This window comes from Nitrosovibrio sp. Nv6 (genome assembly GCF_900110495.1).
GTDB lineage: Bacteria > Pseudomonadota > Gammaproteobacteria > Burkholderiales > Nitrosomonadaceae > Nitrosospira.
The window spans coordinates 736,523-758,884 of sequence record NZ_FODX01000001.1; the positions used below are offsets into that span (position 1 = coordinate 736,523).

General features: G+C 53.9%; 14 protein-coding genes. 4 read left to right on the forward strand and 10 right to left on the reverse strand.

All coding sequences use genetic code 11. The features are described from left to right. Window positions 1–14 precede the first annotated feature (14 nt). Window positions 15–752, reverse strand: coding sequence for a c-type cytochrome (locus BMX66_RS03640; RefSeq protein WP_369826952.1), 738 nt, complete (start codon window positions 750–752; stop codon window positions 15–17). A 334-nt stretch (window positions 753–1,086) separates the two neighbouring features. Between BMX66_RS03640 and BMX66_RS03645 the strand changes: the two genes are divergently transcribed. Continuing rightward, window positions 1,087–2,562, forward strand: a complete 1,476-nt coding sequence (locus tag BMX66_RS03645) for a hypothetical protein (RefSeq protein WP_090878458.1) — start codon at window positions 1,087–1,089, stop codon at window positions 2,560–2,562. A 97-nt stretch (window positions 2,563–2,659) separates the two neighbouring features. After that, the gene (locus tag BMX66_RS03650) at window positions 2,660–4,189 is read left to right on the forward strand and encodes a RimK family protein (protein WP_090878460.1); all 1,530 of its coding nucleotides are present in this window, start codon (window positions 2,660–2,662) and stop codon (window positions 4,187–4,189) included. 221 nt (window positions 4,190–4,410) lie between these two features. Here the strand turns inward: BMX66_RS03650 and BMX66_RS15950 are convergent, their stop codons facing one another. Next, on the reverse strand, window positions 4,411–5,703 hold the full coding sequence (locus BMX66_RS15950; RefSeq protein WP_255398791.1) for a hypothetical protein: 1,293 nt from the start codon (window positions 5,701–5,703) through the stop codon (window positions 4,411–4,413). A 38-nt stretch (window positions 5,704–5,741) separates the two neighbouring features. Beyond that, window positions 5,742–7,460: an AAA family ATPase gene (locus BMX66_RS15955; protein ID WP_255398792.1), complete on the reverse strand. Its 1,719-nt coding sequence runs from the start codon at window positions 7,458–7,460 to the stop codon at window positions 5,742–5,744. A gap of 413 nt (window positions 7,461–7,873) precedes the next feature. On the opposite strand from BMX66_RS15955, the gene BMX66_RS03660 reads away from it, so the two are divergent. Both BMX66_RS03660 and BMX66_RS03665 read left to right on the forward strand, forming a co-directional pair. Beyond that, complete coding sequence (locus BMX66_RS03660; RefSeq protein ID WP_090878462.1) at window positions 7,874–8,380, forward strand: hypothetical protein; 507 nt, start codon at window positions 7,874–7,876, stop codon at window positions 8,378–8,380. Window positions 8,381–8,426: 46 nt separating this feature from the next. After that, entirely contained in the window at window positions 8,427–9,566 is a 1,140-nt protein-coding gene (locus BMX66_RS03665; protein ID WP_158593377.1) for a DUF3466 family protein, read from the forward strand. Window positions 9,567–9,906: 340 nt separating this feature from the next. On the opposite strand, the gene BMX66_RS03670 is transcribed toward BMX66_RS03665, so the two are convergent. The 7 genes from BMX66_RS03670 to BMX66_RS03700 all read right to left on the reverse strand — a co-directional run bounded on the left by BMX66_RS03670 (window position 9,907) and on the right by BMX66_RS03700 (window position 22,210). Further along, a complete protein-coding gene (locus BMX66_RS03670; protein ID WP_090878466.1) occupies window positions 9,907–10,908 on the reverse strand; it encodes a glutathione S-transferase family protein in 1,002 nt (333 codons plus the stop codon). A gap of 489 nt (window positions 10,909–11,397) precedes the next feature. Next, a complete protein-coding gene (gene pelG, locus BMX66_RS03675; protein ID WP_090878468.1) occupies window positions 11,398–12,768 on the reverse strand; it encodes an exopolysaccharide Pel transporter PelG in 1,371 nt (456 codons plus the stop codon). 1 nt (window position 12,769) lies between these two features. Beyond that, entirely contained in the window at window positions 12,770–14,308 is a 1,539-nt protein-coding gene (gene pelF, locus BMX66_RS03680) for a GT4 family glycosyltransferase PelF (RefSeq protein ID WP_255398793.1), read from the reverse strand. 43 nt (window positions 14,309–14,351) lie between these two features. After that, the gene (locus tag BMX66_RS03685; protein ID WP_090878472.1) at window positions 14,352–15,464 is read right to left on the reverse strand and encodes a protein PelE; all 1,113 of its coding nucleotides are present in this window, start codon (window positions 15,462–15,464) and stop codon (window positions 14,352–14,354) included. Next, window positions 15,464–16,744, reverse strand: coding sequence for a protein PelD (locus tag BMX66_RS03690; RefSeq protein WP_090878475.1), 1,281 nt, complete (start codon window positions 16,742–16,744; stop codon window positions 15,464–15,466). Before BMX66_RS03690 ends, BMX66_RS03685 begins: the two co-directional genes overlap by 1 nt. Then, window positions 16,741–19,455 (reverse strand): tetratricopeptide repeat protein, encoded by a 2,715-nt coding sequence (locus tag BMX66_RS03695; protein WP_090878477.1) that lies wholly within the window; start codon window positions 19,453–19,455, stop codon window positions 16,741–16,743. The genes BMX66_RS03690 and BMX66_RS03695 overlap by 4 nt, the downstream gene beginning before the upstream one ends. Further along, entirely contained in the window at window positions 19,445–22,210 is a 2,766-nt protein-coding gene (locus BMX66_RS03700) for an endo alpha-1,4 polygalactosaminidase (protein ID WP_090878479.1), read from the reverse strand. The genes BMX66_RS03695 and BMX66_RS03700 overlap by 11 nt, the downstream gene beginning before the upstream one ends. Between the last annotated feature and the right edge of the window lie 152 nt (window positions 22,211–22,362).

The following is a 22,362-nucleotide window of genomic DNA, read 5'->3' on the forward strand; positions in this document are numbered from 1 at the left end:
AACAAGGTACAGTTTCACCGAAGTGAGCCCCCGTGAACGATGCTTTCACAACGCTTTGCCATCTCGATGGGCAGAACGGTAGCCGGGCTACCATTCTGTGGAACAGGCTGCGCTGCCAGCCATGCTGCAACAGCGTTCGCCTCCTCGGTGGTAAGCTGTTTTGCGATTTCCGACATGCAGTCCGCCGTTTGCCCACGTATCAATCCGCCGTTCCTCCAGGCGCCCAACTGGGCCACCATGTAAACGCGCGGAAGACCCAACAAACCCGGAATAAATGGTGCCGTACCCATTAACTCTTTACCGTGGCATTCGGTGCACGCCGGAATTTTTCGCGTGGGATCTCCCTGATTGATGAGCTTTTGGGCAAGCCTGATTTCGGCTGGCGATGAAACCATGCGTTCTGGTGGCGGGTAAGGCTGCTTAAGTGTGGAAAAATAGGCGGCCATTTCCACAAGATATGAGTCAGTCATATTCGAAAGCAGCAGGGCCATAGGCCGGTAATAGCGCTGCCCATCGCGGAAATTGCGCAACTGATTGAACAAATAGCCTTCTGGTTTTCCCGCGATACGCGGGTAATAGTCCCCCCGCCCTTTTTTATCTTCCAGATCATGGCAGACAATGCAGGGTTTTACCCGCTCCGCCATGGTGTCCGGCACATCGACCGGACCCATGGTGGCGGCTAACCCGCTTGCATTGGCGAGCCCGCTATAAATACCGAATAAAAAAAGAGTTATAAAAACCGGTCGTCTCATGAGTCACCGCTTACAGCTACAGGATTTTACTGATGAGACTATGACAGCCTGACGAAGTTGCCGCAAGGGATGTCTCCAAGTGACGTCTTTCCCGCAGGTTATTTCAAAGCCCGTACACTACTGACGCGTTATGGCGGCCATGACAATAGAATCGCCGCGGAATGCAGGCGATTATTGCTTGCTCTTTCACTCTTTCGGACGCATTGGCGCTGCTCCAATTACGCTCTTCGCTCCCTGCTTGTGCTTGCATAAGCCGCCTCCGCGGCGAAATAGCGTTATTCTGCTAGACTGAACCATGCATGACGCGCTCGGGTTTCTATGGATGGAGGCGTAAATGTTCGGTTCAAATATATTGGAAGTCGCGATCGGTATCATATTTGTCTACTTGCTGCTCAGCCTGATATGCACCGCACTCAACGAGGGGATCGCATCGTTAATTGACAAGCGGGGAAAAAACCTCGTGGAAGGTATTAAAAACCTTCTCAACGATCCGAAATTTACCGGATTGGCGCAGCAAGTCTACAATCACGGACTGATAGGCGGCATTTCGCAGTACGCGTCCAATCCGGACAAACGGACTCGCTTGCCATCGTACATGTCCTCTTCGAATTTCTCGCTCGCTTTGCTGGATATTCTTGCTGCCCGCGGCGCTATTGCAGGCAAATACGGCGAACTACTGGATAATGCCGAAAGCGCGGAAGACGCATATGAAGAAGCTCGGGAAGCAGCGGCAGGATCGCCTAACGATCGCAATCTTGCTGACGCCGCCAATCAGGCGAAAACTGCTCGGGACCAGACCCGCGCAAGGCTGGAAACTCTCGCTGACCAGGCAAAGACGGCATATGATCAGGCCCTGCAAGCTTCCAGTGCAGCGCCTGGCGACGCCGATCTCGCCAGGAAGACAGCACAGTCCAGGAATAGCATCAACAGTATAAACGCTGCCGTGAAAATGCTGGACGCGCGCCGAGCCGCTGTTGCTTCCGCAAAAAATCCCAGGGAGGTCAAGTTGCTGCTGACGGCAAGCGCCACTTTGAAAGAGGCGCTTGCCTATGCCCGCGAGTTTGCCGCCCAGCATCCAGATCCACTGGGCAACATTCAGGAAGGACTGAGGAAGCTTCCCGAAGGGCATACCAAAGAAACCCTTCTTGTCCTTGTCGATAAAACCCGCCGTGAAGTCACTGCCATCGAACACCAAGCGGAAGCCTTCCGGGAGAATCTTGAAGGCTGGTTCAACAACGCCATGGAAAGGGTTGGCGGCTGGTACAAGCGCTGGACGCAACGGGTGCTGCTTTGTCTTGCCGCCATAGTCGTTGTCATTTCCAACGCAGATACTGTGATGCTTATTCAGCGGCTTTCCAAAGACAACGCTCTGCGCGCATCACTCGTTGCTGCCGCACAGGACGCGGTGAAGACCCAGCCCGCCGTAAAGCTGGCCGAGCCAACATCGGAAGGAATGTCGCCTGCACCCGCGGAATCACAACCCGGTCCAAGCACAGGAATGAGCGGCGCACCGGGTTTGCAAGCGGTTCTTGAAGCGGCCGAGAACATCAAGTTACCAGTAGGATGGTCATTTGATCCAAATAACCGCGAGGATCCCGGATATTTTGAAAGCCCCGAGCTGTCGTGGAAATTCGCCCGCTGGACGTTTTACAAATTGTTCGGCCTGCTGGTTTCCATACTCGCCGTCTCAATGGGAGCGCCCTTCTGGTTTGATACATTAAACAAGTTCGTCAATCTACGCAGCGCGGGCACCCGGCCAGGCGAGACAAGCAAGGGTGGCGGTCGGAGCGCCCGTCGGGGTGGGCAGTAGCTCATCTTCGAGTCGCGCAGCGAAGAAACCGGCCTCAGCCCGAGCATTAACCTTGGGGAAGAGATGACGAACCAGGCAGGCTCAACAGCCGAACTTTATGAATATACTCATTATCGTTGATGAACCTGAAGACTGGCCTCTGCAGATTCCTGATGTAACGATTGTCGCGGCGCAAACCTATCTGACCGATCCCGCTTTCGCCGTTGACGATACCGTTGACCATGCCATAGGCCATGGGACCAACACCGACCGTGGCAGGAATGCGATGAGCCGCTCTGTCAAATTATTCAATCTTTGCAAATCCTACCACTACCAGGGCTCGGGTTATTACGTTTCGTTGCTTGCCGAGGCACGGGGGCATAAACCGCTGCCGAAGGTCGGCGCCATCGAAGATTTACAGTCCTGGAATCTGGTGCGCCATCTTACCGAGGACATGAATGACCTGATCCAGCGGAAACTGTCGCCGCTGCCCGCGGACAGTCTCGAACTCGGCGTTTACTTCGGCCGCGATACAGCCGGCTACCATCCACTCAGCCATCAACTTTTCAATTTGTTGCAGGTGCCTCTCCTGTCGGCTCGTTTTGAACGCCATCGCAACCGATGGAGCCTGCGAAGTGTTCGGGCCATTGGCGCCGGCGATATACCTTCTGATCACCAGGAGTTTGCAGTGCGTGCGGCTACCGAGTATTTCACGGGACGCAGGCAATGGTCGGAGAAACATCCGCCGCGCTTCGATCTTGCCATCCTCCACGATCCAGATAATCCCGAGCCCCCTTCCAATGCAAAAGCCTTGCAAAAATTCAAAAAGGCTGCGGAAGAACTGAGCATGCGAGTGGAATTCATCACACGTTCGGACATGCGCCGACTACCTCAGTTCGACGCCTTATTCATTCGCGACACAACCTTTGTCAACCACTATACATACCGTTTCTCCAGGCTGGCAACAGCAGAAAGACTAGTGGTAATCGATGACCCGGACTCCATCCTCAAGTGCAATAACAAAGTCTATCTGGCGGAACTCCTCGCTCAGCATAATTTACCGACCCCAAAAACGCTATTGGTGCACCGTGACAATATTTCCCGAATCGTCCCGGAACTGGGTCTTCCCTGTATTCTGAAACAGCCGGACAGTTCGTTCTCGCGCGGGGTGATAAAGGTCGAAACAGAAGCCGAACTGATACCCAGGGTAACCGAACTGCTGGCAAAATCGGTACTGATTATTGCCCAGGAATGGCTGCCTACCCGATTCGACTGGCGGGTTGGCATACTCGACCGGAAAGTGTTATTTGTCGCCAAATACTACTTTCCCGCAGCACATTGGCAGGTCATCAAGCGCGACGAAGGCCGGCGCAAGCTGAGCGAAGGTCCAACACAGGCTGTTCCGATAGACGAGACGCCTGAAGAAGTAATCAGGATTGCGCTTGAATCGGCCAATCTCATCGGTGCGGGATTCTACGGCGTGGATATCAAGCAGGTGGGTAACCGCTGCAGTGTAATCGAGGTCAATGACAATCCGAATGTGGATGCCGGCAATGAAGATGCCGTGCTGAAGGATGTGCTCTACCGGGAAGTGATGGGTGTTTTCCTGAAGCGCATCGAAACACACAAACAAGGCAATCCTCGATGAGCAATCAGTGACCTTCCTCAGGCACACAGCTCATACTTTTATAGGGCCGCCTGGAAAATAATGTGCCGAAGGACAGCACAATTACGGGCTCCCAATACCGGAATAGGGGATACGAAACGCAGGAATGCGTGTGTTGCGCTTGCATGGCAACCAATATTAAAAAGCTCCTTGTATCTATGTAACAAGAAGGCTACAAGCGTGCGGATGATTGAAAAGTTGCCTCAAGCCAGGCTGTATCCCGTTGAGGAAAGGGAATCGTGGCTTTCGCCAAGATTTAGCAAGTGTTCCCGCAAGGGGTCTGATACTTGAAGAGAGTTGAGCAGTTGATCGATCTCATCCTGTTTTTTTGATCGGCAGTGGCTCATCCTTCTCACATCATCCAGCCGGTGATACAGTTTTTCTCCAGTCGCGTAGACCTTCCACGCGGCAAGGGGAGTTTCCGCGCTTTCCACGATTTCGAGCGCCTCCGCAATATGTGAATGCGCTTCGTCCAAAGCCTCTTCCGTTATCGCAATCTCGGCAAACAGGCGGTGCCCGAGTGCAAGATAGGTGCGCTCGGGCGGACCGCTGGAAAGATCACATAAGCGCTGCGCATAGTGACGCGCCTTATCCAGTTTTCCCAGTGCGAGCCATGTTTCCCCCGCTCCAAGGCAGGCAGGGAAGAAATAGTTGGAGAATATCGGGAGAGCCTTATTCTTTTCCGCCTGAAAAAAAGCGTCAAAGCATCGAATGGCGCCAGCATAATCCTTTAGTCCGTACAGGGCATTTCCCAGGATTGCGGAACAATGAACCGTGACGAAATCAGCCCAGGCACCGACGCCTTCCGACAGCGCTTCCTCGCAATACGCTTTAGCACCCAAAAAATCACCGCCCGCCACATGCAACCAGCCCATCAAGATGTGCCGATGCAACCGAAGCAGCAAACCGCCGTCATGCCACTCGAATGCACGCCTGCTTTGCTCTGCAGTCTCGCGCAATCTGCCCCAATCACCGCTATGCAGCAGAGTTAAACCATAGTAGTAATGGCCCGCCATGAACATGTAGCCATCTCCCAACAGGCGCGATAACGCTAGCGCTTCAACTGCTGTCGTCGCAGCGCTCTGGTAATTCGAGGCTAGCAATTCAACGTAAATGTGCTGGGTCAACCGCGAGTGAAGCGCTAGCGGATTTCCCGTTGCGCGAACCGCATCCATGGATTCGTGACATGCGGCAGAATATTCCTTCCGCCACGGCCGCAACAATAGGTTCAGGCCGCCCCACATGCCCTTGACAATCGCCTGAAGGACCTTGTCTTCAAGGGCTACGGAAGCTGAAAGCGCTTGCTCCGCGAACTCGAGACACTCAAGGCGATTCAACAAAACAAGGACTCGACTTAATTCGAGGAGCCCTACAACCTGTTCCCGGCTATTTCCCAAGGCTCTTGCCACCGCCAGCATTTTCTCCAGATCGGTTTTCGCTCCCGCCATGTCGCCCATCGAACGCCTTACCGCCGCTGATTGCTTGAGGAGGCTCATGCTTGTTTTCGCCTGTTGCTCCGTAGGTAAACGTTCTATTACCTGAAAGGCGTGCACCAGGTAGTCGTGCGCCTGCCGATTGGCAAAGCGCCGGGTGCTGTTGTCAGCTGCCTGTACCAGATAGCGGATCGTTCGAAGCCAATCCCACCCGTTTTCAAAGTGCAGAGCGAGTTCACCTGCGTGCTCGACGTTTTGCTCGCCGTATAACGCTTCAAGGCATTCTCCAATGCGAAGGTGCATTCGTATCGCTTCAGCGGAAGAAAGCCGCTGGTAGAGGACTTCAAGATAAAGGCATGGCGGAATGCATAGTGGCCCGCAACATCCCCTTTCGCGCTTTGCTCCATTCCATCGAATACCAATATCTGGCCGCGTCTGACCAAGGTATTGCAGCAACGGTCTACCTCGACGATCTCCATACTCAGGACAGCGCAAAGCAGGCTCGCCCGAAACTGCATTCCGGCCACACTCGCTGCCGTCAGAATGCGCTGCTCCTCCGGACTCAACCGCTCGATTTCACGTTCTATAACCCTGCGGATTGTTTCCGGCAGCGCTGTATCCACCGCAATTTTTTGAGACGACGGCGACCATTGATGCTGGTTTATCAAGTATTCGATCAGATTGGATATGAACAAAGGATGCCCGCCGGTTCTGATAAAAAGCGATTGGCTCATCGAGTCGGGAATGTCTGTGCGTGGAAAACGCCGAGTGAGGTAATGTTTGACTTCGTCGCGGGAAAACGGCTCAAGCGCAACTTCGGAACAAATTCCCCTCAGTTGCAAATCCCGATGGATCATCGTAACCGGGTGCACCTGCTGGCTTGCATCGACGGGCCGATATGTCGCGAGCACCATCAGGCACGCCGACACATGACGCTGTGCAAGCAGACTTAAAAAATCCAGTGTTGCGTGATCACTCCAATGGACATCCTCAAGCACGAGAATCAAAGGCACCTTGCTCAAGGTTTCCAGCAACTCGCAGCCTTCTCGCACCATGCGTTCACGGTTTGCGCCGAAAATCTCACGCTGAAGCGCTGCGCGCTCCTCGGGTTGCAGCACTGACGGCAATTGCGCAAGCCAAACCGGCGCGTACCGATACAACAGCTCGACGAGTCTCCTTCCCTCAGGCGCACTGCAACGCTTTTCAATAGCCTCGATCATAGGGAGCAGCGCTTCACCCTGGCCAAAGCGCTCTACGCAACGCATGCGCAAGACGCCCGGATTTTGGCTGGATACCGCGGAGAGAAACATCTCGATCTGCGTCGTTTTGCCGATTCCGCTCTCCCCTGTGACGAAAACGACCTGGCGTGAACCTTTCATTGATTTCTGCCAAATAGCCAGCAGACGAGTTTGTGGCGACCCCCGGTCTATCCAATATGCGGCTGCATCAGGTAGCTGGTTTTTGGGGAAAATCACGGAGACTGCTTCTTCCGTTTCCTGTGGAGATTTAGTAACCGGTGCAATGAAACGGTAGCCGCGCCTGGGGACGGTTAAAAGGTAGCTTGGAGCTGAAACACTGTCACCGAGGGTCCGGCGCAATTCGTTAATGCACACTTTCAGCACTGCTTCCCCAACGCAGCGGTGCTGCCATACCTCATCAAGCAACTCATCCTTCGTCACAAGCGTGCCCGACCGCTCCGCGAGATAGCACAACATGGCGAAACTCTTCGGACGTAACCGCACTACCTGATCGCCGCGCCACAGGATCGCGTTGGTTTTATCCAGCCTGAAAGGATGGAATTCCAAGTAATTTGTCTGCACTCCATTGCTCCTGGCACATCTTGACCTTGTGGAAGAGGTCGAAAAAATAAACTCAGCAATATTTAACCGATATTTAACCGAATCTTTATGAATTTTCCTTTCAATTCCGCGATTCTAGCTGATGAATAATCAAGAGAAGCACGTAATGAAGAAATCAAATTTACTAGACATGTTTGGCCTGAGCGGTGACCCGTCGGAAGTGGACCGGTTGGAAAAATTGCTTCCCCATCTTGCATCAGTCGCGCTTGATGCGCCTGCGGCGGGTTCCAGCACTGCCTGCTTGCCGCTCATGATTACAATAATTGCCTCCGGGTATGAGCCGGGCGTGTTGTTTTCTGGTTCTCTACTGGCCCCGCTCCCAAGCTCATGCTCAGGCGTTACATTTTATCAACTGTTAGGAAGAAGAGGGAAATATGAAGATGTGGAAAGCAATACCGGTTTTATTCGCTTCAACTGTACTGGCCGGCTGTGCCACCATCATGGGGAATAGTGCTCATGAAACCTTGAATGTCCGGAGCGCACCTGATCAGGCGACTATTGTGATCCTGGATGAATCCGGCACCAAAATATTCGAAGGCAAAACGCCTACCTCGTTGCCCCTTGAGAAAAAGAAGGGCTATTTCAGCGGTAAAAAATATTCGGTAAACATCAAAAAAGAAGGTTTTGCAGAACAAAATATTACTGTGGATACAAAGGTTAATGGCTGGTATGTTGCGGGCAATCTGGTTTTTGGAGGAGTTATCGGCTGGCTCATCGTTGATCCTGCAACGGGAGCCATGTGGAAACTGGACACCAATGAAATAGACGTTACATTGCAAGCACCGAGGCAGGGTAGAACAATTGAGAATACAACTCGCATCGTTCTTTTAGAAGATGTTCCGCCATCTCTGCGTAGCAAGATGGTTAGAGTCTCGCAATAACAAGTACTGTTACACCTCGATAAACCTTCATACTGGAGTCCGAACCATGACGTTTAGACGCATTCACGAGATCCGTATATTTAGTACGCTCTTTGGGGCTGCCTTGGGTGGATTTATTTTTTCAACTCCCACATTCGCCCAAAGCTATACCGCTTTTGATATTGGCACTTTAGGTGGACCCGGCACGTACGCTACCGCAATCAACGAACACGGGCAGATAACAGGCAATTCCGATTTGGCTGACCGTTCCTATCACGCCTTTATCACTGAACCTAACGGCAAGGGAATCACCGATCTCGGCACCCTTGCAGGCGGGAATTTAAGCTGGGGTTTTGATATTAATGCAAGCGGCCAGGTTGTGGGTGAATCTGACTACACCAACTCACTTGGTACCTTATACCGACAGGCAGTTATTGTCGATGCTAACGGCATGAGAGGTTTTACCGGATGGAGCTATAGTCATGCCTCGGGCATTAATAATGCTGGACAGGTAGCCGGCCACATTACCGCTATATCCCATTCAGGAAGTGATGCATTTGTTACTGGCCCGAATGGGGAAAATCCGTTGCCTCTTGGGAGTTTGCATGCCAATGGCGATGCGGTTGCTGATATTAATTCTTCGGGGCAAGTGGTGGGCCATGCTCATCTCTCTTCCGGTCTGTATATGCACGCGTACATTACAAGCGCTAACGGTGGGTTCGCATCCGACTTGGGCACGTTGGGCGGGGCCACAAGCTCTGCCTTAGCTGTCAACGATGCGGGCAAAGTTGTAGGCTATTCCGAAATAAGAACGGGGTTCGAGTCACCAATTCATGCCTTCATCACCGATATCGATAGCAATATGACAGACCTTGGGACACTGGGAGGAGCAAGCAGTAGTGCCTATGGTATCAATTCGTTTGGACAAATCGTGGGGTGGGCGGATACAGGAATAGCAAATCGCAGACATGCTTTTGTCATAGGAGCGGATGGCGAGGGTATGACTGACCTTAACTCGCTTGTTAAGCTGGAGGATGGAATCTTCCTGTCTGATGCAACGGATATTAATGATCTCGGCCAGATTATCGCCAACGCTAGTAATGGGCGCGCTTACCTGCTCTCTCCTGTTCCTGAGCCAGAGGCATACGCAATGCTTTTGGCAGGTCTTGGCCTGATGGGCTTTATGGCACGGCGAAAACAAAACTGAAACAATTAGCGTGAAGCAGCGAAGGAACCCGCACCCTGGGCTTCTGCTCATCAGGAGCAAAGATTCTGCACAGACCAGGACGTGTTAACCATCAGTGTTAACACGTCCTGAGGCAGATGTACCCTTGGGCTGTGAAAGCGATGGCGTCAGGATATTAAACGGAGCAGGTCTCATCGGTGTAGGGCAATCCACAATCAGCCGGGAGGAATCCCTCCATGTTTGGCTTCCTCACCCATCCATTGGTCATCATTCCCGGGTCCGGATAAGGGACCGATATTCTGATGACGCCACGAAGCGTTTGATGGCTTCTTCTCCGCCGGGTTACGCTATGCCATCCAGTTTACTCATCATTCTCCATGGCATTTGGCAGCCGTGCCCGATCATGAGGCTGATCGAGATCCAGAATTGGGCCTGCAGGTACAATGCCGTTGGGGTTGATGGTAGGATGACTGCGGTAATAATGCTCCTTGATGTGCCGCATGTTCACTGTTGCCGCTACACCGGGCCACTGGTAGAGCTCACGGGTAAAACTCCAGAGGTTAGGGTAGTCTGTCAAACGCCTGAGATTGCACTTGAAGTGGCCGTGGTAAACCGGATCGAAGCGGATCAGTGTAGTGAATAGCCGCCAATCGGCCTCCGTGATACGGCCGCCCAGGAGATAACGCTGACGCGACAGACGCTGCTCCAGTTCGCTCAGGCAGTCGAACAGCGCCGCTACGGCCCGCTCGTAGACGCGCTGATCGGTGGCGAAGCCCGCCTTGTACACGCCATTATTAACGTTGTCATAGATGCGCCCATTGATCTCGTCAATCTGCGGCAGCAGTGCAGCAGGCGCGTAGTCCCCTTCCACTGCGCCTATGCCATCGAAGGCTGAGTTCATCATGCGGATAATGTCTGCCGACTCATTGCTGACTATGGTATCCCGCTGTAAATCCCATAACACCGGCACGGTTACCCTCCCGCTGTAATCAGGAGCCGCGCGCAGGTAGACCTCATAAAGATAGCGTGCGCCACCCACGGGATCGGGTGCTACTCCCGCAGCCTCCTCAAAAGTCCAGCCATGATCCCCCATGTAGGAATTGACGACCGATACCCCCATCATGCTTTCCAAACCTTTCAAGGCGCGAAAAATCAGAGAGCGATGGGCCCAGGGGCAGGCCAGCGATACGTACAGGTGATAACGGTCCCTCTCAGCCGGAAAACCGCCTTCACCGGTCGGCCCAGGGCTTCCATCGGCCGTGATCCAGTTGCGAAACCGAGCGTTGGTGCGGACAAAACTGCCGCCTGTCGATTTGGTGTCGTACCATTCGTCGACCCATTTACCCTTGACCAATAAGCCCATCTTGAATTTCTCCCGGATCAGGATTGTGCGAAAAATCTGGCAATACTGCGCTATTCACCCATCAACTTACATTACAACGCCTTTTCCGGAAAATAACAACGTCGGATTGAGGTACTTCCACTAGCTACGTTCGTGCGCATCTCGACCAGTAGAAATAAAAAGCCCGCACGAAGCGGGCCAAAGGTGAAGCATGGTGTATGAACACCTTATTATTATTTTTCTTTCGATTTCGCTGCATCCCCCTGCGAAGGGTAATGGCCGCCGGTTCAAAAACAGCTGCTGTTGTGGTATCAACTATGAAGCAATTACTATGCCAAAATAACTCAGGCAAGCAATGCCGGTTCAAATCAGAGGCTTAATGAACTTCGGGATTTTGATCTCACCTCAGGTGTGAGATATCTCGACAGGGGATGAGGGTCAAGAAGGCACGTCACAAACGGTGAGTGTGATTATTTACCTGCTCCTGACGCTCACTTCCAATTCCTCCGCCTAATTCTGCAACATGAAGGTTTCGTATTCCAGGCGGTTGAATTTATGTGACAGGATGAACAGGCCGAGAAAGGCCGACAGCGTTACCGATGCTGCAAATCCGTAGCCGAACGTTTCCGCTCCCAGTTGCAGCGTGGCAAAGGTGAACAACAGGTTCGTGATGAAAAAACATGCGGTAACAATCAGTACCTCGCGGCGGGCGTCGAGGTAAAAGAGCACGTTGAGAATCGCCATCAGCAATACCTGCACGCTGACCGCAACGACATCGATGTAAAATAAATGAATATATAGCGGAGAGATGCCAACAGCATGAAGCAGGTCCCTGCCCCATAGCAGACACAGCACAACCGTTAAACCCTGCACTTTGAAAATTTCGTAGATTCCTTGTCGCGCGGCATAGACCATCCGGTCGCGCCTGTATTCTATATGCATAAGCGTGTCGCCTTCCCGTACGGCGCGGTAAAAGCGCTCGTGCTGTTCGGCGAAGTCCGCTTCTATACTCACGAGAAACACGGCCATGCCGGGCAGAATAAACAGATAGGCCAGAAAAATGGGAAGATCGTAGATGATGGAGGCACGCAACGGACCGATGACCGCCTCGGACGTGAACGGCACAAACCAGAAAATGAATTTATCGATCCATACCGCCAGGTAATAAAGAGTTCCGACTGCGAACAGACTGTAAAAACTTCGGCTGCGGTCGAGAAAATCGAATTTGAGCAGGGAGTTCCCCGGGTATTCGCGAACGATATGATGCAGGAACGAAAACAGCAGGTAGCCATGAGCCGTCAACACACCCAGCAATAAACCGTTCAGCTCCCATGGAGATGCCACCAGCGCCACTACAATACCAAGCAGATAACCTTTGCCTAACGTCCAGACTATCCGGCGATAGGCCTTCATTCCCGACAGGAAGATCAGAGTGATCCACATACCGCTCAGTACGACAAAATTGCTCAGCAACAACAGTTGCTGGAAAAACGATCCCTTGAAGGACCAGAAAATGAACGGGCCAGCCCATGCAAAACCTCCCGCCATTGTTATAATCAGAACGCCGAACAGGTTTGGCAGGACCTCGGGCTTGTCATTTGCATAAGTCCGATCCGCGACAAAGCGCGTAAACATCAGTTGCATGCCGCCGGTCCAGATTAACGAACCCGCCATCAGATAAGTGACGCAAATCTGGAACGCGTTGACCTCCTGCTGGGCGACACCAAGTGTGACGGCAAGAATGCCGATCATCATGATGCTCAGGATAGAAAGCACCCATGGGCCGCCGCTGACTAAACCCGCGTAGCCGTAGGCACGCAGTACCGACCAGTAGCTGTCGCGCTCCAGGATTTTGCGAATTTCAAATCCTATACCCGCCATCTCAGGTGCTTACCAACGGTTGCCCAGCCGGGTCCGACCCGGAATCCAGCGCTTTGGCATAAAGATCCCCATAGGACGAGAACATCAATTTGTCATTATAGTAACGCTTCACCCGCTCGAGCCCTGCCTGTTGTGCAGCGCGCCATCGGGGTGGGTTATTGAGCAGTTCAAGCGCAGCTTTTGCCGTTCCCTCAGGATCGGCAATAAAAACCAGGCTTCCCGCCGCGCCTAGCGCGCGATCCTCCTCGCCGCGTCCTTCGATAAGCTCGCGGCAGGAACCCACATCGGTTGCAAGACATGGCACACCGCTGGCAAATGCCTCCAGCACTACCAGAGGCAAGGCTTCACTGATCGAGGTCAATACCATCAGTCCCAGTTGTGGAAGAATTTCAAGCATGTTCTGAAAGCCCAGGAATTTGACATTGTCTTTCAAACCGAGGCTGGCGGCCAATTCCTTGCACTCATTCACATATACAGGGTCTTCATCTTCCGGACCCACGATCCATCCTTGCGCATCGGGTCGCTCATTTACCAGCATTCGCAACGTCCTGATGAATGTCTTGATATCCTTGATGGGCACCACACGCCCGATCAATCCCAGCACCGGCGGAATTTTTTCCGGCCGTTTTTCGAGCGCGACCTGATAGCGTTGAACATCGATTCCATTGGTAATGACCAGCGTTTTCTCCGCCGCTGCTCCATCCGCTATTTGTCTCAGACGATTGCCCTCATACAGGCTGACAATGGGCGACGCCTGTGCGTAGGCTATGCGGCCAATCTGCTCGTAGAATTTGATCCATAAACCGCGGATGTATCCCATTTCATCATGCAGGGTATTACATACATCGTCGTTGTGATCGTGAATCCATGTAGCCTGTGCCAGATCGATTTTCCGCTCCTTCGTGTATATGCCGTGCTCGGTAAGCACAAAGGGAATATTGCGCCGCAGGCGAATCATCGCTCCAAGTAATCCGGCATAACCGGTCGAAATAGCGTGCACTGCGCGCACCGGCGGCAAACCCGCTGCAATATCCGCCAATACGAATAAGGGCGTATGCATTGCGCGTATGGCCCAGAAATAGTCGACAAACGACGGCTCTGTGCATCGCTGCCGGTACTGCCCGGTAATGTAATCCCATGAGGCTTCGCTATACAGAAAATCTTCCTTGCTGATGCCGCCAGCCGAACCCAGCCGGGAAAATGCGTTTATCATTTTCTCGCTTGGTATCGATCCGGATTCGCGCATGTACGCATGCAACTCGTCCATTTCCGAGAAAGCCCTGCGGTTCCCCTTGCGGGAGTCCGGCTTGAGCTGCTTTTCATGTTGCATTAAATAATGCGTTTCGACATGCGTTACGTTGGGTGGGAATTGATACTGCACGGAGCCGTACATTTCCCGTTCGGCGCCAATAAAAATTACGGCGAATCTTATTTCCGGCAAGCCCGCGATGATCTGGTGCACCCACGACGATACGCCACCGCGGATGTATGGGTAAGTGCCTTCCAGCAACAAGGCGATATCAGCCACCGGTTCCGTCACCGGTTCCCCCAGCAATTTGTCCGCGTCCGCCTGATGGCACTATTCATTTGGTCCACCATGCTCTCACCAGCGCCAGTTCGCGTCCCTTCTCGCCGGGCCGCGAGAGCGCCGACAGATAGCGCTTCACATCTGAAAATTTTCGTTCCCGGAAGGCAGCTTCGGCAAGCCACGGCAGAATTTTCTGTTCTTCCATGCCACCGGCTCGTGCGTTGGCAAAGGCTTCGCGCGCGAATGAGAGGTCGCCCGATTCCAGCAGAATCCGTCCATATAATAGCCAGCTGTTTGCATCTGCCGCATCGCGCACAGGAGATGCAGCAGGCTTACCGGTTGTTGTAGGCATACGGGATCCAGCGGGTGAAGGGGACGAAACGGGTGCGCCGGCTGGCGCACCGGACGATGGGACAAGTACAAGCTCCATGTGATGCCTGGCCGTATCCAGCCAATGCTGTCTGACAGCGCCTTGAACCAGACGGTGATATACCAACTCCCAGCATAGCGCCGCAATCGTTTTGTGGTACGCGTTCTGCATGGGGACTGGAGCTTCCGGCAGCGTCTCGATCAAGGTCAGTATGCGTTCAATCAGTTTTTTTTCATTATCGTCCCTCATGGCATAAGCCAGCAGCCGCACGTCGTCGACGGGGTCGCGGGTCGCCTTCGACCACACCATCATGGCCTCGCGCGGCGCCATGTGCCGGGTCGCCATCACAGCTTTCAACCGCTTCAACGGACGCTCGGCAAAATATATTATCTGGCGCAGCGCGCCCTCGCTGTAGGGCGGCGTCGGGAAAATGACAGGAGGCGAAAAAGGGAGCTCGGGCAACACAACCATTTTTACGTTTTTCGAAGAACGGCTGCGAGGGCGTTTCAAGGCGGTAGTGACACTCCACAGCACGCCCAACGCACCGACCACCGGCAAAATCCATAACAGGACAAACAGAAAACCCAGGCTGCTCCGCGCGGGGAGCTTGTATCGGCGTGGCAGCAAAAGCCAGAAACCTCGAGCAAAATAATAAGATGAAACAGAGTGGAATCCCAAGGCAGCCAGCATCGCCAGATTCGCCGTCCAATTCGCTGCCCACCCACTCGCGCTCAACCAGAGCAGCAAGCCGGCCAGTGCCTCGGCTGCCAGTCCCAATAGCATGGGCATTCGATACATCAACGCAACTCCAGAGAACGGACCTTTTGTGGGTCGATATCGCTAATTGCTACCAGTTCGCTTGCCACCGATGAGAGAACATCATCCACCCGTTGCATCCATACTCGAGCATTCGCGGTATCGGTCAGCGGCAGCAGGAGCCAGATGACAGACTGATCCTTATCATGAGTCATACAAATCAGGTCAATAGCGCGCACGGAAGAACGCAATTTCCCGTATACACTTGTGATATCCGCAGAAGATCCGGACAGCTTCAGGAGCGTAGCGTCGAGACTGAACCTCAGAAAATCCTGATACACGCGTTCGAAGGAAGCAATAAAACGGGCAACGGAAGAGCTGGCTGTGCCAAAACGAAGGTGGTCGACGCCATGCGCGGCAAGCACTGCAATAAGCCTTAAATTGTTTTCGTGAAATGCAAAGAATGGCATTGATTTGACCAACAGCATTGCATGAATTTCGCCCGTGGAGTCGGCCAGAGGAATGGCGGCCAATAACTGGTCTTGATCCAGCGCATATTCTTTTAGGAGATTTACCGCCGCCAATTCGCCGCTTTCAAGCGCACTTTTCGCTACAGGATCGCTACTATCAATTGGAAACCTGTCACCGATACAAGCCAGCACTCTGCCGGTATCAATCCGGTCGGCTGTTATTCCGATAATGCATGCCTGCGTGAGTGCACCGTATTCCGCGATGAATTCGATAAGCCGTTGTAACGAGGACTCATCCAGCATATTGGCGCCATTCATGGCATCGAGTGCCGGTTGCAGGCGCATAATGCCTTCGCGCAGCGAAAATCCGCTATTGGCAACTGTTTGCTCCAGCCGATCATGCGATAGACGTAACAACTGATAACTGCGTGTAAACTCTTCAAGACGTTCCGCACGATATTGATAGGCGCCTTCCAATCGATGTAAGCGGCGTCCCCACATATCGCGAAACTCTCCCGCCACCATTGCCACCACAACAGTGCCAATTGCCCACGGCAGCGGAAATCCGGTGGACATTTGCCACTGCTGATTGATGGCAACGCCCAGCGTCGCCAATATCAGCAAGGCACTGACAAAACCATAGACAAATCCATACCGTAATCCTGCCAGCAAAGGGGCGAGGACCGGCCACGGAAATCCTCCGCCCAGCCGGAAAGGATCGTGCTGCTGAGTAAAAAATGATGCCGCGATCACAATTGCAGTCAACACGAATGTTTCGAGCCATCCGCCCCATGCCGACTCGGGAGTATTTACGTCGATGATTTCAATACCCTCCAGCCAGGGTTTTTTCATAGCTTTGCCGGCTCCTTGTCTGGTTTGGATGTCACTTGGGATTCGCGGATTTTTGTCAACGTTTGACGGCAGACGTCCAACTCCTTATTTAAATCGCTTTTATTAGGCGCTGCTTCTCCCGCAAGCCATCGGTTGGCCCGGTCAACGTCATCAATGGACAGCGGCAGCATGTCCTTATGCGAAGGTCCGGCTGGCTGGCGTTCAAGATGGCTGGAAATTGCCGCCAGTTGCGCCGACACCGCCGGATCATCCTTCTTTCTTATCGCATCGGCAAACGCTTCCCACCTGGGTGTCTCCAGGCGCTCGCGTTGACGCCGGAGCGCGAAGTAATCCGCATTATCCAAAGTACCCGTAAGCCCCCACCGCTCGCGTATCGATTGCAGTTTCTTGAAGTCATCCCTATCCGCGCCGTGTTGTACGACCGCGTCTTTCGATCCAAAGAGGTACTCGGCAAGACGGGGGGGGAATTTCACCTCCCCTGGAGGGAAGCGCTGGAAAGCAAACATTTGTAACGCGCTCAAGCGGGCATGGTTGGCGTTAGCGGGACAGCCCGCCCACTCCATGTTGTCGGCCAATGTCAATGTCCACAAAAAATCACGAGGTCTTGCTTCCAGGGATTGCAGATACCGGGGTGCTGCCTGAAGGGACCTGCCCAGTGCGTGCTCCGCCGCCGCCAGGGCTTCGGCCAATGGCGGGCTCACCGCCGGTTGAGTACCTGAAGGGTTATGGTACGGCTTAACGACCGTATCAAGCAATGCAGAATCGACTTTTTTGTCGGATAGTAACATCCAGATCATTGCCTCGGTGACTTCAGGTTCAGGCCCGCGCAGCCGCAGGAGCTCACGCAATGCCTGCCGGGCCGCTTCCCGGTCGCCACGAGCCATTTTCCGTATCGAGCGAAAATACCAGTAATCAGGCGCCTGCGCTATCGCGGGCTGCGCTTCGGCAACAGACAGCAGATGATCGAGCTCCTCCCAATTTTTTCGACTCCAGGAAAAATGCATGAGGCGTTGCAGATCTTCGATACGCTTCAACTTATCCCATCCATAATGCGCAAGGCGCTCGCTTTTTTTATCGTCCTGATGCCGTGCCGCCAAACGTTGCAGATGCTCGAGTATTTCCACATCCTTTGGTCGAAGAACCAGGGCTTTTTCATAGGCTTTGACTGCCTGGTCATCCTTGCCCAGCTGCATGGAAACTTTAGCCAGCAGCAGCCAATAGTCTTCCGCATATGCGGCACCGGGCGGGCCCGGTTCGCGAAGCAGTAGTTCGAAGCTTTTTTGCGCGTTTCCCGCTTCTTCATATAACCGGGCCAATGCCAACCTCTGCTGCCCATTCTGCGTGTCAGGCATTTCTTCGTACACTGTGATCGCCTCAAGAGGTTTGCCTTGAAGGACAAGTACATCTGCCAATGCTTTCATTATTGCCGGAGGGTCATCGAAACGTTCGGCGTGCTGGCGCAATTGCTGCTCAACCCGGGAGGGCTCTGCAGTGCTGAGACCAGCCTTGACATAAGCATCGACTTCGGCCGCGGTGAGCTTTCGGCGCGGCATGACAGCCTCAAGCAACTGTACCAGCGCTTCGTAATCCGGCTTCGCCAGAGCAAGAGCAAATGCCCGCGACTCCGCCTCTTCATCGGCCACATGGAGCGCAAAAGACAACCAAAGGTCCAGCGCTTCGTCGGGTTGCGCGTTCCAGTCATAAATACGGGCAAGCAAACGGTGGCGTTCGCTGCCGACGACCAGGGAAGTTCGCAGCGACGCCGCGCGCGAAAGGCTTTCGCCCAGCAGTCCCATCGAAACCTGCAACCGCACCACGCGTTCGGCAAGCGATCGGTCCTTGGGCAATAACCGGCTGGCTTCTTCCAGCCAGGCCAACGCGTGCTCGCTATCCCCCATCGGCTCGGCAATATTTGCAGCCAGCAACAAAAGCCCGGCATCGCCCTTGAGCCCAGGACTTGCGGCATTGCTCAGCATCTGCACCGCAGCCTTCAAGGCCTCTTGATCGATGCCTGCCTGAAGGTAGGCGCGTAGGCAGGATTTCGCCATTTCCGGCTTTTTCTTCGCGGTTTGCTCAAGCACCAGGGCCTCGCACCAATGCCGCGCCGCCAACCGGGGCTGAGCAGCCGCCATGCGCTGCTTTGCCGCGAAAGCAAGCCAACGTGATTTTTTTTCGTCGGTTTCATCCCGCAGAACAAGCAGCTGCTCAAAAGTTTCGGCCAGCACCGAGGGATCGCCAAACTGTTCCGCCAGCGTAACAACTTGACTGAGCTCGCTATCTTTGTCCGCAATTCGCAATAATGACGGAACGAGTTCAGCGATGCGGGCACGCAGTGCCGTTTCGACATCCTCGGCAGGGCGCCGGTAGAGTTGCTGCAAGGACAGCTTGAGTTCCGCAAGGCGGATTTCATATGTCAGGCCGGATTCGGGGGCCCGTTTTAAAGGATCGATAGCCTGGGCCGCTTCATCAGTCATGCCTGCTTCCGTCAGTACCTGGACGAAAGACAGACGTAACGGAGCGTTGTGGGGATCGGACTGGACGAGAACGCGAAGATAAGCCACCGACAGCGCATCGTTTGCCGACAGATTGGCGGGATCCCTGAACGCGGGCTGACGAGGAAATAGTATCCAGAAAACGATTAGAAGTACCGCGCTAAGGAACATTAGCGCGGGCGCATTCAACAGCGATTCCCGCCGTATTTCAGCACTCAAGCCGGAACTCTCCTGACGCCTTGTTCGCTGATATCGCATAAATGGAATGGGAATCATCGCGGCGGGCCGTCAACGCCTCGCCGTTCAGACTCAACGCACAGGACTTGGGTACTTCAAGGGTAAAATCCCCGCGTGGCTCAAATAAAAGTGTGGCGGAGCCATCATCATTGAGGTGCCAGGATTTTAGCGGGGCGCCGGCATCGATCAGCCTCAAGGCCGGGGCGGCATTTCCCTTACCCCGGCTGTGCTTGAGGACGGCGTGATTGCGTGCGAGATAAATATAACGGTCGGTATTTCGGTCGGAGTATCCGACAACATCGGTTGAGATTTCTGGCACCATTTCAGAAACAGGCAGTCGCACCGTTCTGAGCGCATCTCCAAAAAGGAGCCAATTGCCATCCAGGTCGCGCGCAATGCTCGCTGTCTGAAAGGCCTGCGCACGCTGAACATATTCATCGAGCCACACGCCAAGCACATTTTCCTTACGCTGCGCATCGGCTAACTGATCCAGAAGCTCCGCCCCTCGCGCGTGTAACAACGCGTCGGCATGAATGGACAGGGATGATATGCGCAGCCGCCGTGGAAGATCGAGCCGGCGGTTCCAGTCGTTGACTATACCGAAGTTCAATGCTTCCCCATACCAGAGCTGCGCAAACAGCGGCTCGGCGGTCAAGGGGGTCAACACCTGGGTGCCCCACTCGGTAGGCCGCAGTGTCGGAGAGAGATCAGCGATAGATAACGGGCCGCTCTGCCAATGGAGACCTCCTCCTCCGTAATTCGGCAGGCCGGCTTTCCATGCGGCCGCCATAGCGGCCGGTACGGGTTTGCCATCGCCGGACCAGATAAGCAACAGTGGAGAACCTGGCGCCACGGATTGCAGGAACGGGATGGTTCCCGCAGTTTCGCGCGTCATCTCCGCCGCATAACCTTCCATGAACACGCTATAGCGATAAGGCTGCTGATCGGCATCTGTCTTGCCCTCGAACACGCCCCAATAGAAAGGGTGGCTGTAAGTGTGGCTCGCCAATCGAACCTGCGGCATGGCTGCCAATTGCCTTACCTTTGCGCGCCGCTCTTCACTGTTTGCTTCAGCCTCGATGACACCCAGTGTTACCGGCGACGGATTCTTTCCGATCCATTGCCGAAGCCGGTCGATTGCTTCAACACCATGCTCGTCTTTCTCAAACAGGCGGTCGCCCCGCACCTCGACTATGCCCAGACGGCGTCCATTTTCCGTCGTCATATCGAACACCGGCTGCACCGGCAGGCGGAAAGCCGCCTGGAAAAAAGAAAAAGGGTCCAGCAGCCATTCATGGCGGCCTGACGCGGTCTCGCTTATCAGATGGGGGTGCAACGCATAGCCTCCCCATGAACTGACCGCAACCGGATGATATACATTTTTTCCATCGCTCAACGTCAACCATGCTCCGGTGCGATCGCGTACGCGAACATCAGGCGTACCGCTGCCCACCACCGGTGCTGCGGCTGGGCGGCCCAGGCGCTCACTGACGGCGCCGAGTTCAAGCATGCCTGTCGTCGGTTGCAAGCTTCCCTGATAATCGATCAGATTGCGGCAGGCAACACCGCCCGGCAAATAGCCCATGAATACCACCGGCAAACCGGCATCGACCTCTGTTTGCAAACGTGCGCAAACATTCTCGTGGCGACTCCTGTCGTTGCCGTTGCCGTTGCTGCTGCCGTTGCCCAACCATGCAATTATGCCCGCATAACGTCCGACAAGCGGTTCGATGGGTAAAGGGAGCTTATCGACATACCAATAGTCGAGCGCCAGGCCAAGATATTCCAGCGGCATGGCTGCGTGCTTGAACAGATCCTGATCCATTTGTTGCGCCGGCGTGCCGTTTATGATTGCCAGCAACCTGCGCGGAGCCAAACGGATGCGGCCGTGCCCCAGCCATGTCAAATCGCCATTTGCGACCCACGGCATGAATCCGAGCTTGACAATTTCCTTTGCGGTTTTTTCCGCCTCGGTCCAGTTGCCCGGCTCGACATAATCGAGCACGATAACCGGTACCTTGAATTCGTCTTGCACACGCCTCAACTGGCTGAGAAGCCACGTCCTGTTCTCTTCCTTGACTGGTGCATGCTTGCCGGTAACCGGATCAAAACCCTGAAAAAGCGATTCCGCAACCATACCATCCGCATATTGGCTGGCGCGGTCCAGCACTTCGAAGCCGCGATTGAGGATGAGCTTGCAACCGGGAAAGCGCCGCTTTACTTCCGCCAGCAGCGCAACCAGCCCTTTCTCCTGCTCGGTACGTTCTGCACCTTCCTTTGTCACAAGCAGATAGCTGTCAACGGTATCGAGGAAAAACGCGCGGTAGCCGTCACGCCATAAGCGGCCGAAATGGTGCTCCAGCAGATATTCGTGCCAGGCGGGATCAGTCATATCCATCACGAGGCTGTTCCATGCCGGATTAACGCCAATCGACCATTTCGTATCAATTCGCTCCATATCATCGCTGTTACGCGCTATCTCGCCGAATGAAACATAGGCAAATATGAGCGAATCCAGATTCAACAAGGCTGTTCTCTCATGGGGGAGAACCTGGCTTGGCTGAATGACGATCTGATCGAAATGACGCAAATCCTCGACCGGCGGCCGGCTGCCATAGTAAAACGCAATGTCGCGCTGCTCGAGCACATCGGCAGACACAGGCGATGTCATTAACATGAACGGCAGCAACAACGGCCAGATGCGGAAGCGGAAAGACAATATTTTGCTATTGAGCATTTTAAGTTCACTATTGCTATGCGTTAAACAGGGATATCAAAACAAGCGGTGATCTTCCCTTCACCAGCTGTTTTGCTGGTTGAGCGCCGGTAAAGCATTGTGATACAGCGTGGAGCAAAACTTATTGAGATATTCTTGCCTATCTGAACGAT

Bases quoted from the DNA above. Each gene is read 5' to 3' on its own strand.
- BMX66_RS03640 (WP_369826952.1), bottom strand. From the start codon at position 752: ATGAGACGACCGGTTTTTATAACTCTTTTTTTATTCGGTATTTATAGC.
- BMX66_RS03645 (WP_090878458.1), top strand. From the start codon at position 1,087: ATGTTCGGTTCAAATATATTGGAAGTCGCGATCGGTATCATATTTGTC.
- BMX66_RS03650 (WP_090878460.1), top strand. From the start codon at position 2,660: ATGAATATACTCATTATCGTTGATGAACCTGAAGACTGGCCTCTGCAG.
- BMX66_RS15950 (WP_255398791.1), bottom strand. From the start codon at position 5,703: ATGAGCCTCCTCAAGCAATCAGCGGCGGTAAGGCGTTCGATGGGCGAC.
- BMX66_RS03660 (WP_090878462.1), top strand. From the start codon at position 7,874: ATGAAGATGTGGAAAGCAATACCGGTTTTATTCGCTTCAACTGTACTG.
- BMX66_RS03665 (WP_158593377.1), top strand. From the start codon at position 8,427: ATGACGTTTAGACGCATTCACGAGATCCGTATATTTAGTACGCTCTTT.
- BMX66_RS03670 (WP_090878466.1), bottom strand. From the start codon at position 10,908: ATGGGCTTATTGGTCAAGGGTAAATGGGTCGACGAATGGTACGACACC.
- pelG (WP_090878468.1), bottom strand. From the start codon at position 12,768: ATGGCGGGTATAGGATTTGAAATTCGCAAAATCCTGGAGCGCGACAGC.
- BMX66_RS03685 (WP_090878472.1), bottom strand. From the start codon at position 15,464: ATGTATCGAATGCCCATGCTATTGGGACTGGCAGCCGAGGCACTGGCC.
- BMX66_RS03690 (WP_090878475.1), bottom strand. From the start codon at position 16,744: ATGAAAAAACCCTGGCTGGAGGGTATTGAAATCATCGACGTAAATACT.
- BMX66_RS03700 (WP_090878479.1), bottom strand. From the start codon at position 22,210: ATGCTCAATAGCAAAATATTGTCTTTCCGCTTCCGCATCTGGCCGTTG.